Genomic DNA, 12,083 nt, shown 5'->3' with positions numbered 1-12,083 from the left:
TCTGGTTGTGCGCTTTGGTTTTGCGGAGTTTTCTATGCCTGTCTGGCGAAAGAGTATTCAGTGGCAGCTGACATTGAGCATGGGGGCCGCTTTGGTGATCAGCAGCCTGATCGTGATCGCCATCTACGCCTTCGCGCTGAACAAACTGACCGACCGCTACCTGTTGCAGCAGGCGATGCCAGCCAGCGTCGACGCGATCCGCAACGATCTCGAACGGTTACTGGCGGCGCCTCTGACGGCAGCCAGCGACATCGGTGACAACACGCTGGTCTCCGAATGGCTCGCCAACGGCGAGGATGCCGCCCAGCAGCCTGCATTCATTCGTTATCTGGCGAAGGTGCAGCAACAGCACAACGCGCTGACGACCTTCATCGTCGCCAAGGACAGCGGCCACTACATCACCAACAAAGGCGCCGATCGCACCCTCCAGCGCGGCCCGGCGGAGAACAGCTGGTTCTACGGGTTTCTCGACAGCAACAAGCAGCGCTCGCTGGACATCGATATCGATGCCACGACCAAGGTGCCGACGCTGTTCATTAACCAGCGCATCGAGCACAACGGCACCGTGGTCGGCGTGGCCGGACTGGGTTTCAGCATGAGCGCGCTGTCGCAGATGGTCCGTGACTTCCACTTCGGCGAGCACGGCCAGGTCTATCTGGTCAGCCAGGACGGACAGGTCAAGGTCCACCCGAACGCCGAGCTGAACGATCGCCAATCCCTCACCCAATTGGTGGGCGACGCTGCAGCGCGCAACCTGCTGGCAGGTAACGGAAACGGTCAGGCGCTGGAATTCGAACGCAATGGCGAGGCCTACGTGGCGGTCGCCAAACCCGTCGCCTCGCTGGGGTGGACGCTGGTGAGCGAGGTGCCACTGGCCGAAGTCTATGGCCCGGCCAGGGATGCGTTGCGGACCATTTCGGCGATCAGTCTGGCGGTGGTGTTGTGCTTCCTCGGCTTCGTCGCCTGGATTGCCCGCGGCATTGTCCGTCCGATCCAGCAGGTGACGACGGCGCTGGTGGACATCGGCGGCGGCCAGGGAGACCTGACCCGACGTCTGGATGAGAGCCGTGCGAACGAGCTGGGCGATCTGGCCCGTGGCTTCAATCGATTCATCGAAAGCCTGCGTTTGCTGATCGGCGATGCGCTCAGGACCAGCGAGCAATTGCGCCACAGCGTGGTGGACGTCACCCGCGTGGTCGACAGCACGTCCACCCGTGCGATGCAGCAACAGCAGATGACTGACATGGTCGCCACCGCTGTTCATGAAATGGGCCTGACCGTGCAGGAAATCGCGCGAAATGCGGGCGCCGCTGCCGACGTCTCGCGTAGTACCCATCAGGAAGCGATGTCCGCGAAAAAGGTGGTGGGTGAATCCCTCGGGCATATTCAGAGCATGTCCGACGGCGTCGGCACGGCGGCTGGCGCGGTGGAAACCCTGGCGACGCAGATTTCCACCATCGATCAGGTGCTCAGTGTCATTCGCAGCATCTCCGAGCAGACCAACCTGCTGGCGCTGAACGCGGCCATTGAAGCGGCCCGTGCCGGCGAGATGGGCCGGGGCTTCGCCGTGGTCGCCGATGAAGTTCGCACCCTCGCCGGCCGTACCCAGAGCGCTACCTCGGAGATCCAGCAAATGATGGGCGAGCTCAAGAGCGGCGCCGACCAGGCTGTCACCTCGATGCGCGCCGGACAAGCCGCGACCGGCACCGGCGTCGAAGCCAGCCGTCGCACCGGTAATTCGCTGGATGCGATTGCCGGCCATGTCGAAGAACTCACCGATCGCAACCAGCAGGTCGCCGCCGCCACCGAGGAACAGAGCACCGTGACGGAAGAGATCAACCGCAACGTGCAAGGCATTGCCGACCTGGCGCAATCAACGGTCAGCGATGTCAAAGCCTGTCGGGAAGATTGCCTGAAGCTGTCGGAACAGGCCGAACACCTTGGAGCGCAGATGGCGCGCTTCCGTCTCTGAACACGGTCACGGTGCGCAGGCGCGCAAAATAGCCTCGGTCGCCACCACCTGCGCGTACTCACCGTGCAGGTTGGCCAGCGACATGGCGTGGATGTCCTCGGCAGTGCGTGGCTGACCGAAGAAGTCCGCGCCGTCGAAGGTGAAGCAGGCGTCATGGGGCACGATGACCTCGAAACCGAGATTGCCGCCGGTGCGCGCGGTCGACTCCACGGAGTTGTTGGTCACCACGCCGACAATCACCACCTGATTGATCCCGTCCGCACGCAACCAACCTTCCAGCGCCGAATGGCAGAACGCATCGGGCACCTGTTTGTGCAGCTCGCCTTCGTCGTCCCACGGCATAAACGCCGGTTGAAACTCGACACCTGATTGCTGCGGCCAGAACACCGACTCCGGTGAGCGGGAGAAATGCCGCACATGAATCACCGTGCGCCCGCTGTCGCGCCAGGCGCTCAGCAGTTCCAGCATCCGCTGCTCGGCGTCAGGGTTGTTGCGTCGCCCCAGCTTGGGGTGGTTGATGCCCTGCTGCATGTCGATGAGGACCAGCGCGGCTTTCGGTTGGATGTCCACTGCTCTTCCTTTCATGACTGGAGGGGCGTACCCCGCTTTGCTGATCGTTTGACGCTGAATTCACTGTGACCGCACTCTCTGTAGAAGTGAGCTTTCTCGCGATTCCATTTTTTCAGCAACATCAATGTCTGCTGAAAGAACCTCTTCGCGGGCAAGCGCGCACCTACAGATATTTTGTCGCTCACTGACCGCAATCGCGAGCAAGCTCACTCCTACGGGGCTGCGTCAGCAGCTATTGTTTGCCTAATTAAACGGCACTGAAATGCTGCGCCCATTGCTGTTCGGCGAACTGCTCGATGATGAAGTCGACGAATGCACGGGTCTTGCCCGGCAGTAGCTTGTGCCCACTGTAATAGATGGAAATGTTGCCGTCCTCGACATACCACTCCGGGAGCACCCGTTGCAGCGCACCGCTGCGCAGGTACGGCAGGGCAAACGGCATGCTCACCAGCGCAACGCCGAGACCCTGACTCGCCGCGCGGCAGGCAGCCTCGGAATCACTCAGGGTCATGCGCACCTTTATGCGCAGCGGGCTCTGCTCATGGCTGCGATGGCTCAACGGCCAGGAGCGGATCCGCCCGGTTTGCGGCGAACGGATCAGAATGCCGTCGCAGTCGTGCAAATCGTCCGGGTGAGTGATGCCTTCGTGGGCGTCCACCCATTCCGGCGACGCCACCAGCACGCGGTGAGCGGGCGCCAGGTTGCGCGCGACAACGCCCTGGGGCAGATCGAATCCACCGCCGATGGCGGCGTCAAAGCCTTGGCCGATCAGGTCCACCTGCCGGTTATCGAAATGCCAGTCGGGGGTGATGGCTGGGTAACGCAGCAGAAAATCGGCCAGCAGCGGCACCACATATAGGCAGCCGAACATGGTGCCGACGCTGACTTTCAACGTGCCGGCGGGACTGCCCTCGGCGCTGGCCAGGTTGGCGACAGCGTTCTGGATGGTGTTGAGACTGGCGCTGACTTCGCCGAGAAACCGCTGGCCCGCTTCGGTCAGCGTCAACTTGCGCGTGCTACGCTGGAACAGTCTCACGCCCAGCTTCGCCTCAAGCTTGGCGACACTCTTGCCCACGGCGGCAGGCGTCAGGCTCAGGCGGCGCGCCGCCTCGGCAAAGCTGCCGACCTCGGCACTGCGCACGAAGCATTCGATGCTGTTGAAGTTCTCCATCGCACTCACTCACAACTTCCGGTTTACACAGACTATCTTGATTACCGGCTACCGCGCGGGTAATCGTCGACAGATACTTGTGTCCATCCACCCACTCCTCACATTCATCGGAGATCGACATGACGCATCCCACCAATTTGATCGGCAAAACAGCACTGGTCCAAGGCGGCTCACGCGGCATCGGCGCTGCGATCGTCAAACGGCTGGTCAAACAAGGCGCAGCAGTGGCCTTCACCTTCGTCAGCTCGGAAGCCAAGGCGCAGGAGTTGCAGGACAGCATCATCGCAGCCGGCGGCAAAGCCCTGGCCATCAAGGCCGACAGCGCCAACGCCGAAGACATCCGCAGCGCCGTCGCCAAGACCGTTGGAACGTTCGGCGGCCTCGACATCCTCGTCAACAACGCCGGTGTGCTGGCCATTGCGCCGCTCGAAGCGTTCACCCTCGAAGATTTCGACCGAACCCTGGCCATCAACGTACGCAGCGTGTTCATCGCCAGTCAGGAGGCGGCGCGGCATATGAAAGAAGGCGGTCGCATCATCAACATCGGCAGCACCAACGCCGACCGCATGCCCTTCGCCGGTGGCGGCGTATACGCCATGAGCAAATCGGCGCTGGTCGGCCTGACCAAAGGCCTGGCCCGCGACCTCGGCCCGCGCGGCATCACCATCAACAACGTCCAGCCCGGCCCGGTCGACACCGACATGAACCCGGCGGACAGCGACTTCGCCGAAACACTGATGGGCTTGATGGCCGTCCCTCGCTACGGCAAGTCCGAAGAAATCGCCGCCATGGTCGCCTACCTCGCCGGCCCCGAAGCGGGCTACGTCACCGGCGCCAGCCTGACCATCGACGGCGGCTTCGGCGCCTGATCCCGGCGCTCTCGCCTTCAACGCAAAGCCCCGGATCTTTATGAGCACCAGGGGCTGCGCGCTTTTTGCTTAACCGCATGAAAATTCTGAAAAAAAGTTTTGCCTTCGCCAAAGCTTTCGACTACATTAGCGCGCCTCGACAGACTGAACGTCTGAAGAGATACGGTGAAGTGTCCGAGTGGCTTAAGGAGCACGCCTGGAAAGTGTGTATACAAGAAATTGTATCGAGAGTTCGAATCTCTCCTTCACCGCCACATTAAAAAGATCCCCGCAGCGCTTATGGCGTGCGGGGATTTTTGTTTGTGTCTCTCGACACATTTCGTCTATGTGGGAGTGAGCTTGCTCACGAAGGCGGCATGTCGACCGCCACATCTTCTCCGGCCAAAACTTCTCTTCGCGAGCAAGCTCGCCCCCCCCCCCAGTTCCTGCATCGACTGGTAGACCAGTGATGTGTCTGCTCTTGCCCCGCGCCACCCCACCCAGCAAACGACCACGTGACCCCACCCACCGGAATAACTAGAATCGTCCCGCGTTGATTTTTCCACGCAAAGCGTCGGAAAAATCGCCATTTGGGTGTCTGAGCAGCTAAGGTCTACCCGTCGTAATGTGTGAATGAATTCAATTCCCGTACACGACTAGCGCTACACCCAAAAAAACAGTCCGTATTCCGGCCCCCATTGCGCACCCGCGAGAGACACACGCAGGGTGCGAATTCGCAGGAGAAGGTGATGAATGGCATCGGTAAACGTTTGCGCCAAGAAAGAAAACGTCTGAAATTGACACAAAGCGCACTGGGCGCCATCGGTGGCGTGGAAGCCAACGCTCAGGGGCATTACGAAAGCGGGCAGCGACTGCCCAGGGCGGATTATCTGTTCAAGATCGCCGCCGCCGGCGTGGACATTACCCGCGTCGTCACGGGAGTAGAGGCCTCGGCCCGCGTTGAATTGCCCTCGTTTTCGACGATGCAGACCCATGAGGAGTCGGAGAGTGAAGCCGATCTCGACAGCTCGGAAAGCATGGTGAAAATCATCAGCCAATTGCGCCAGAGCCTGTGGATCACGGCGAATGCGTTGTGCGAAGTGACCCGACTGGTTGACTCCGAAGCGCCGCGCTCGAGCGCCGATCATGTCGAAGATCACCTGAAGGTGTTGCAGGGCGACGCTGACATGTTCGCGGCCCTGGCGTTGGCGAAAGTCCAGAAAGCCGCCCACGAAACCCACTGATCCCGATCAGGGTCACTGACAACTGCACCTCTCGGATGGTAGCCTTGCGCCATCCAGGGAGGTTTCGATGATCCGATTTCCAGCATTGTCCGCAGCGATCATCACGTTGCTCTTGTGCGACGTGACGCACGCCGACGTATTCAAGTGCGTCGCCGCCAACGGCGCGATCAGTTTCGCCCAAAGCCCTTGCCCGACCTACGTGGGCGAATCCACAGCTCTGCGCCCGCCTCCGTCTCGACTTTCCAGCGAATGGGAGGAGACCGACTTCCCCTATCGCCTGAACAAGAACGCTACCGAGATTTTGCAAGTCAGCCGGCGCAGAAAGCTGATCATCACCAACGAGCGTGAAATTGCTGACCGGCTGCAAAGCATCCGCCCGCCTCCCCCTGGCCTGCCCTCGACGTGCGTCGCCCCTCGCTATGAAAGCGCCTGCTTCGATCCTTCCGGCGGCCGTGTTCGTCAGCCCGTCAAAAGCGGCCTGATGAAGTCCTCAGGAAACTGACTGCGCCGCCTGCTTACTGCTCACACGCGAATCGCGGCTTGCGGCTTGTCGCTTAAGGCTTGCCGCTCACCATTACTTCTCAATTTTCTGAACTAAGTTTTTACCGGCGCCGATGTGACGCCCCGTGAGAGCTGCTTACAGTCGGGCCCCATCGCCAAAATCACAAAAACGAGCCGGCCATGACCTCCACCGACACCCGCCACGACGCCGTTCAACACGCCGCACAAGCGCTGATCGACGCGTTCGCCCGCAACGACACCGAGGCCTATTTCGCCGCATTCGCTGACGACGCCACCTTCCTCTTTCACACCCTCCCTGCCCCCCTGCTGTCACGCGCCGCTTACCGCGATGTGTGGGCGGGCTGGCAGGCCGACGGCTTTGCGGTGCTCGGTTGCCAATCGCGCAACGCGCACATCAGCGTCGAGGGTGATGTGGCGATTTTCATGCACGACGTCGACACCCACGTCCGCTTCGGCTATGAAGAAAGCCATTTCAGCGAGCGCGAAACCATTGTCTTTCGGCACTATGGCGCGCGCTGGCTGGCCTGCCACGAACACCTGTCGGTGAAAACGGGCTAGCCCGGACGTGCCATCAAATGGCGAGTGGCCCTGAGAGGCTGCCGCCCGCACAACCCACTGCTTTACCTGCTTCATGGTCGCAATGCCGCCCACTGCCAATGCCACGATCGGGTTCACCGGTCGAGATAACGGGCCAGCGCTTGTGCGCCGGCCTTATAACAACACGACAGCGCGCAGGAACATCCCATGGCTCACCCCACCACCACGATCGAAACCTTCGGGGTCGAACAGATCCCTGACCATCAGCGCGACGCTGCGCCCCTCGACCTGTTTCGTCTGACCTTCGGCGGCGCCAACACTTTCGCCACGGCAGTGCTGGGCAGCTTTCCGGTGCTGTTCGGCCTGTCGTTCCAGGCCGGCGTCTGGTCAATCCTGCTGGGGGTCGTGCTCGGGTCGATCATCCTTGCACCGATGGGTCTGTTCGGCGCCCTCAACGGCACCAACAATGCGGTTTCTTCCGGCGCGCACTTTGGCGTTCACGGGCGCATTGTCGGCTCGTTTCTGTCACTGCTAACGGCGGTGGCGTTCTTCTCGCTGTCGGTCTGGAGCTCGGGCGATGCGTTGATCGGCGGCGCCAAACGCATGGTCGGCCTGCCGGAAAACGACTTCACTCTGGCGTTGGCCTACGGCGTTTTCGCCGTGCTGGTGCTGGTGGTGTGCATCTACGGTTTCCGCTTCATGCTGTGGGTCAACAAGATCGCGGTGTTCGCTTCAAGCCTGTTGTTCATGCTCGGCCTCTTTGCGTTTAGTGGCGGCTTCGATGCGGGCTTCGCCGGCACGGTCAATCGTGGCAGCGAGGGCTTCTGGGCGGCATTCATCGGAGCGGCGCTTCTGGCGATGAGCAATCCGGTGTCGTTCGGCGCATTTCTCGGTGACTGGTCGCGCTACATCCCACGCCAGACATCGAAAAAACGCATCATGGCGTCGGTGTTCCTAGCCCAGATCTGCACGCTGATTCCGTTTCTGTTCGGCCTGTGCACCGCGACCATCGTGGCCACCCAGGCGCCGCAGTACATCACCGACAACAACTACGTCGGCGGCCTGCTGGCGGTCTCGCCCAGCTGGTTCTTTCTGCCGTTGTGCCTGATCGCGATCATCGGCGGGATGTCGACCGGCACGACGTCGCTCTATGGCACCGGGCTGGACATGTCGAGCATGTTTCCACGCCTGCTCAATCGTGCCCAGGCGACAATTCTGATCGGCATCGCGGCCATCGCCTTCATCTTCATCGGCCGTTTCGCGTTCAATCTGGTGCAAAGCGTCTCGACCTTCGCGGTGCTGATCGTCACCTGCACCTCGCCGTGGATCGTCATCATGGTGCTCGGCCTGATCGTTCGCCGTGGCTTCTATCACCCGGCGGACCTGCAAGTGTTTACGCGGGGTCAGAGCGGTGGCCATTACTGGTTCGAACACGGCTGGAACTGGCGCGGCCTGGGCGCGTGGCTTCCGAGCGCGGCGGTAGGCCTGTGCTTCGTCAACTTGCCGGGGCAGTTTGTCGGTCCGTTAGGCAATCTGGCGGGCGGCATCGACATCAGCCTGCCGATCACCCTTGGCCTGGCGGCGCTGCTGTACATCACCTTGCTGCGCACCTTTCCGGAACCGGTCGGCGTGTATGGGCCCCACGGCCCTCACCCGCTGTCAGGTGATAACGCACACCGCAATGTGAAGAAGCCGATGGCGATCGGTTGATATTCCGACGCCGTTGACCGAGGGCTCGCTGCAAAGCGGGCCCTTTTTGTTCGGCGGCCTGCGCGCGGGGCTACCCCGACCGACGGGGCGTGTGCCGCTGGCGCCAGTGATTTACATCACGCACAATCGCCCCTCACCTCAGCATCCACCCACAGCAACACGTCAGCTCGACCCACAGGAGATCACCCCCGCATGAACGCAAACGACTGGACCGAAGCTGCCTTGGCGAAGTACATCGTGACCAATCCGATGTTGCAGGCTGAAATCCAGGATTTGAGCCCGAAAGAGCAGCAACAGCAGACCCTCTGGGCCTTCGAAGACGAAGCCGAAAATCTGGGGATCCCGACCTGGGAGCTGGCGCTGACTTTCATTGCCGAAACCCCCGAGCAGTTGAAGGAGTTGCGCCTTGCTGCACACAAGGAAGCGGCCGAGGCACTGGATATGGACTGGGAAGAGTACTGCGAACTGAACGAAGTCGAGGCTTAACCGCGCCCTCTCCGCTCGATCTCAGGGTCGCCAGGCCTGGCGACCCGCCCCCTGACTTGCCAGTCATCCTTTGCGCTTTACCTTGCCCTGCCGGGTGGGTAACGTCTGCGCCACTTCAAAACAAAAAAGGACTCGCTCCATGAGTGATTTGGTCGCCTATCAACTGGATGACGGCGTTGCGACGCTGACCCTGGCCAACGGCAAGGTCAACGCCATCAGCAACGAGGTGGTCGCCGCGTTCAATGCCGCACTCGACCGCGCCGAGCAGGACCGCGCCGTGGTGATCATCACCGGCCAGCCGGGGATTCTCTCGGGCGGGTACGATCTGAAAATCATGACCTCGTCGCCGGAAGCCGCCATGGCCCTGGTCGCCGAAGGCTCCACGCTGGCGCGGCGCATGCTTTCGTTCCCGTTCCCCGTGGTGGTCGCGTGCGGCGGCCATGCTGTCGCGAAAGGCGCCTTCCTGCTGCTGTCGGCGGATTACCGCATCGGCGTCGAGGGTCCATTCAGCATTGGTCTGAACGAGGTGCAAATCGGCATGACCATGCACCACGCCGGCATCGAACTGGCCCGTGACCGCCTGCGTAAAAGTGCCTTCGGCCGCTCGGTGATCTGCGGCGAAATGTTCGACCCAAAGGGCGCGCTGCAAGCCGGCTTCTTCGACAAAGTGGTCGCCCCGGAAGAACTCACCGAAGCCGCGCGCACCGTGGCGCTACAGATGAAGAAGATCAACATGCGCGCCCACAAGCAGACCAAGCTGAAAGTGCGCAAGGAATTCCTCGAGACCCTCGACCGGGCCATCGAGCTGGATCGTCAGATCCCGCTCTAAGGGATCCGCGACAACGCGCTGCATTCCCTGCGGCGCGTTCCCCCTGAAACATCCCGTTAAATTCCTGATCCTCCGCCCGGCCCGTGGCCGATTGCCGATTCCAGTGCACATCCGTACACTGCGCGGCTTTTCGCCTACCGGGTGGGTTTTGCATGCTGTTCGTATTGCGTATGTTGTTGATGGGCCTGCACTTTCTTGTCGCTGGCGCGCTGGGTCTTTTGCTTGGCTTGTGCCGCCCGTTCAACCCTGACAACAGCCGCCTGTGTGCTCGCCTCTACGCCCTCCCCGCCATGGGAATTCTCGGGCTGCGCCTGAATGCGCAGCTCAGCCCGCAGTTCGAGCACGCCAGGCCTTGCGTGATCATCTGTAATCACCAGTCCAATTACGATCTGTTTGTCCTCGGCAACATCGTGCCGCCGCGCACGGTCTGCATCGGCAAGAAGAGCCTCAAGTGGGTGCCGTTCTTTGGCCAGCTGTTCTGGCTGGCGGGCAATGTGCTGATTGATCGCGGCAACCCGCAGCGGGCACGCCGCGCCATTCTCCAGACCACCGAAACCCTGCAGCACAAAGACACTTCAATCTGGGTGTTCCCCGAAGGCACACGCAACGAAGGCGCGGAATTACTGCCGTTCAAACGCGGGGCTTTTCAGATGGCGATCGAGGCCGGTGTGCCCATCGTGCCCGTCTGCGTAAGCACCTACGTGCGCAGCATGAATTTGAATCGATGGAACAGTGGCGAAGTGATCATCCGCACGCTGCCCGCGATCCCGACAGCGGGCCTGACCAGCGAAGACATTCCGCAGCTCATCGGGCTCTGTCACGGCCAGATGCAGACCTGCATCGCCAGCATGGACGCGCAGGTCCGCGGGTCCGCTGCTGCCATCCGAACAGACGCTGAACAGCACTGAAAAAACCTGCAACTCGTTTAAATCCGCCGACTCTGATCAGGGAGCGCGCTAAGCTGCGCGTCAGTTCTCCCTAAAAGAAGAAGCAGACATTATGGGTCGAGTGGTTGCCGCTGCCGTTTACAGTGCCGGAAAGAAAGTCACCAACATCTCCCTCGACGAAGGCGCGGCCTGGGCGGCGAAGCCTGGGCATTTCGTCTGGATCGGCCTTGAGCAGCCAGACCTCGAACAACTGACCACGCTGCAGCGGCAGTTCAATCTGCACGAACTGGCCATCGAAGACGCGCTGGAAGTCCACAGCCGGCCGAAACTGGAGACCTTCGGCGACGCGCTGTTCATCGTGACCTACGCGCCGATCCGCGAGAACGGCAAGCTGATCTTCATCGAAACCCACATCTTCGCGGGCAAGGGCTACGTCATCACCTCGCGCAACGGCGATTCGAAGTCCTACGGGGTGGTACGTCAGCGCTGCGAGGCTCGGCCATTGCTGCTGGAGCACGGGGAAGACTTCGTCCTGTATGCGCTGCTGGATTTCGTCACCGAGAACTATCAGCCGGTCACCGAATCGATTCACTGCGAGCTGGAAGAGCTTGAGCACAACGTGCTGCGCAAGGACCTCAACGAAGCCGACATCCACCGCATCCACGCCCTGCGTCGTGACCTGCTGCGCCTGCGCCGTTACGTGGCGCCGATGGTGGAGATTGGTGAAGAGCTGCAGAAGCTGAGCTTTCCCTTCATCGACAAGAACATGCGACCGTACTTCCGCGACGTGGAGATCCACGTCAAACGGCAGATGGAAGACCTCTCCAACCTGCGCGACATCGCCAGCCAGACCATCGAAATCAGCCTGTTGCTGGAGTCCTCGCGGCAGAGCCTGACCCAGCGCAAATTTGCCGCCTGGGCCGCGATTCTGGCTTTCCCCACCGCCATCGCCGGGATCTACGGGATGAATTTCCAGAACATGCCGGAGCTGACCTGGCATTACGGGTATTACATGGTGTTGGGCGTGATCGTCGGCGGGTGCGGGATTTTGTTCGCGAGCTTCAAGCGGTCGGGTTGGCTTTGACGGGTTGGCGCGCCATGGTATTGAATCTTCAATGACTCACCGGGTGTTCCCACGGGGCTCGGCGTGGGGACTGACGAACTCTTAATCTGTGGGAGCGAGCTTGCTCGCGAAGACGGCGTTTCAGCCGCCGTAGATGTAGCGGATGCTCCAGCCTCTTCGCGAGCAAGCTCGCTCCCACAATTGATCGTTCGGCAGATGCACCTGCGTGGTTGCAAAATGAGCG

At 61.3% G+C, this 12,083-nt stretch carries 12 protein-coding genes, 1 tRNA gene and 1 pseudogene; 12 read left to right on the top strand and 2 right to left on the bottom strand.

The window, feature by feature from the left end:
• Positions 1-34: 34 nt before the first annotated feature.
• Together IFT47_RS28380 and IFT47_RS28375 are read left to right on the top strand one after the other, a co-directional pair.
• Positions 35-1,114: pseudogene (locus IFT47_RS28380) on the top strand (cache domain-containing protein); the annotation flags it as partial.
• Positions 1,115-1,219: 105 nt separating this feature from the next.
• On the top strand, positions 1,220-1,972 hold the full coding sequence (locus tag IFT47_RS28375; RefSeq protein ID WP_442969493.1) for a methyl-accepting chemotaxis protein: 753 nt from the start codon (positions 1,220-1,222) through the stop codon (positions 1,970-1,972).
• Between the two features lie 6 nt (positions 1,973-1,978).
• On the opposite strand, the gene IFT47_RS26435 is transcribed toward IFT47_RS28375, so the two are convergent.
• Entirely contained in the window at positions 1,979-2,542 is a 564-nt protein-coding gene (locus IFT47_RS26435) for an isochorismatase family protein (RefSeq protein WP_192175021.1), read from the bottom strand.
• A gap of 247 nt (positions 2,543-2,789) precedes the next feature.
• Complete coding sequence (locus tag IFT47_RS26430) at positions 2,790-3,713, bottom strand: LysR family transcriptional regulator (protein ID WP_192175056.1); 924 nt, start codon at positions 3,711-3,713, stop codon at positions 2,790-2,792.
• Between the two features lie 119 nt (positions 3,714-3,832).
• Between IFT47_RS26430 and IFT47_RS26425 the strand changes: the two genes are divergently transcribed.
• The 10 genes from IFT47_RS26425 (at position 3,833) to IFT47_RS26380 (ending at position 11,860) form a co-directional block, all read left to right on the top strand.
• Positions 3,833-4,582, top strand: a complete 750-nt coding sequence (locus tag IFT47_RS26425) for a 3-oxoacyl-ACP reductase family protein (protein ID WP_192175022.1) — start codon at positions 3,833-3,835, stop codon at positions 4,580-4,582.
• A gap of 164 nt (positions 4,583-4,746) precedes the next feature.
• Positions 4,747-4,836 (top strand) — tRNA-Ser (locus IFT47_RS26420).
• Between the two features lie 474 nt (positions 4,837-5,310).
• Entirely contained in the window at positions 5,311-5,805 is a 495-nt protein-coding gene (locus tag IFT47_RS26415; RefSeq protein WP_192175023.1) for a helix-turn-helix domain-containing protein, read from the top strand.
• A 67-nt stretch (positions 5,806-5,872) separates the two neighbouring features.
• Positions 5,873-6,307: a DUF4124 domain-containing protein gene (locus IFT47_RS26410; RefSeq protein ID WP_192175024.1), complete on the top strand. Its 435-nt coding sequence runs from the start codon at positions 5,873-5,875 to the stop codon at positions 6,305-6,307.
• A gap of 179 nt (positions 6,308-6,486) precedes the next feature.
• The gene (locus IFT47_RS26405) at positions 6,487-6,885 is read left to right on the top strand and encodes a YybH family protein (RefSeq protein WP_192175025.1); all 399 of its coding nucleotides are present in this window, start codon (positions 6,487-6,489) and stop codon (positions 6,883-6,885) included.
• A 186-nt stretch (positions 6,886-7,071) separates the two neighbouring features.
• Positions 7,072-8,574 carry a purine-cytosine permease family protein gene (locus tag IFT47_RS26400; RefSeq protein ID WP_192175026.1) on the top strand — a complete coding sequence of 501 codons (1,503 nt, stop codon included), beginning with the start codon at positions 7,072-7,074 and terminating at the stop codon, positions 8,572-8,574.
• Between the two features lie 192 nt (positions 8,575-8,766).
• Positions 8,767-9,060: a DUF6388 family protein gene (locus tag IFT47_RS26395; protein ID WP_192175027.1), complete on the top strand. Its 294-nt coding sequence runs from the start codon at positions 8,767-8,769 to the stop codon at positions 9,058-9,060.
• Between the two features lie 139 nt (positions 9,061-9,199).
• Entirely contained in the window at positions 9,200-9,889 is a 690-nt protein-coding gene (locus tag IFT47_RS26390; RefSeq protein ID WP_122537869.1) for a crotonase/enoyl-CoA hydratase family protein, read from the top strand.
• A gap of 152 nt (positions 9,890-10,041) precedes the next feature.
• Positions 10,042-10,797, top strand: coding sequence for a lysophospholipid acyltransferase family protein (locus IFT47_RS26385; protein ID WP_192175028.1), 756 nt, complete (start codon positions 10,042-10,044; stop codon positions 10,795-10,797).
• Between the two features lie 91 nt (positions 10,798-10,888).
• Positions 10,889-11,860 carry a magnesium and cobalt transport protein CorA gene (locus IFT47_RS26380; RefSeq protein ID WP_192175029.1) on the top strand — a complete coding sequence of 324 codons (972 nt, stop codon included), beginning with the start codon at positions 10,889-10,891 and terminating at the stop codon, positions 11,858-11,860.
• Positions 11,861-12,083: the final 223 nt, after the last annotated feature.

Source organism: Pseudomonas sp. CFBP 13711 (assembly GCF_014842265.1).
GTDB lineage: Bacteria > Pseudomonadota > Gammaproteobacteria > Pseudomonadales > Pseudomonadaceae > Aquipseudomonas.
Note: the sequence above shows the minus strand (reverse complement) of the source record. Positions and strands in the feature narration are given on the sequence as shown.

Coding starts and splice junctions, on each gene's coding strand:
- IFT47_RS28375 (WP_442969493.1), top strand. CDS start 1,220: ATGCAGCAACAGCAGATGACTGACATGGTCGCCACCGCTGTTCATGAA.
- IFT47_RS26430 (WP_192175056.1), bottom strand. CDS start 3,713: ATGGAGAACTTCAACAGCATCGAATGCTTCGTGCGCAGTGCCGAGGTC.
- IFT47_RS26425 (WP_192175022.1), top strand. CDS start 3,833: ATGACGCATCCCACCAATTTGATCGGCAAAACAGCACTGGTCCAAGGC.
- IFT47_RS26415 (WP_192175023.1), top strand. CDS start 5,311: ATGAATGGCATCGGTAAACGTTTGCGCCAAGAAAGAAAACGTCTGAAA.
- IFT47_RS26410 (WP_192175024.1), top strand. CDS start 5,873: ATGATCCGATTTCCAGCATTGTCCGCAGCGATCATCACGTTGCTCTTG.
- IFT47_RS26405 (WP_192175025.1), top strand. CDS start 6,487: ATGACCTCCACCGACACCCGCCACGACGCCGTTCAACACGCCGCACAA.
- IFT47_RS26400 (WP_192175026.1), top strand. CDS start 7,072: ATGGCTCACCCCACCACCACGATCGAAACCTTCGGGGTCGAACAGATC.
- IFT47_RS26395 (WP_192175027.1), top strand. CDS start 8,767: ATGAACGCAAACGACTGGACCGAAGCTGCCTTGGCGAAGTACATCGTG.
- IFT47_RS26390 (WP_122537869.1), top strand. CDS start 9,200: ATGAGTGATTTGGTCGCCTATCAACTGGATGACGGCGTTGCGACGCTG.
- IFT47_RS26385 (WP_192175028.1), top strand. CDS start 10,042: ATGCTGTTCGTATTGCGTATGTTGTTGATGGGCCTGCACTTTCTTGTC.
- IFT47_RS26380 (WP_192175029.1), top strand. CDS start 10,889: ATGGGTCGAGTGGTTGCCGCTGCCGTTTACAGTGCCGGAAAGAAAGTC.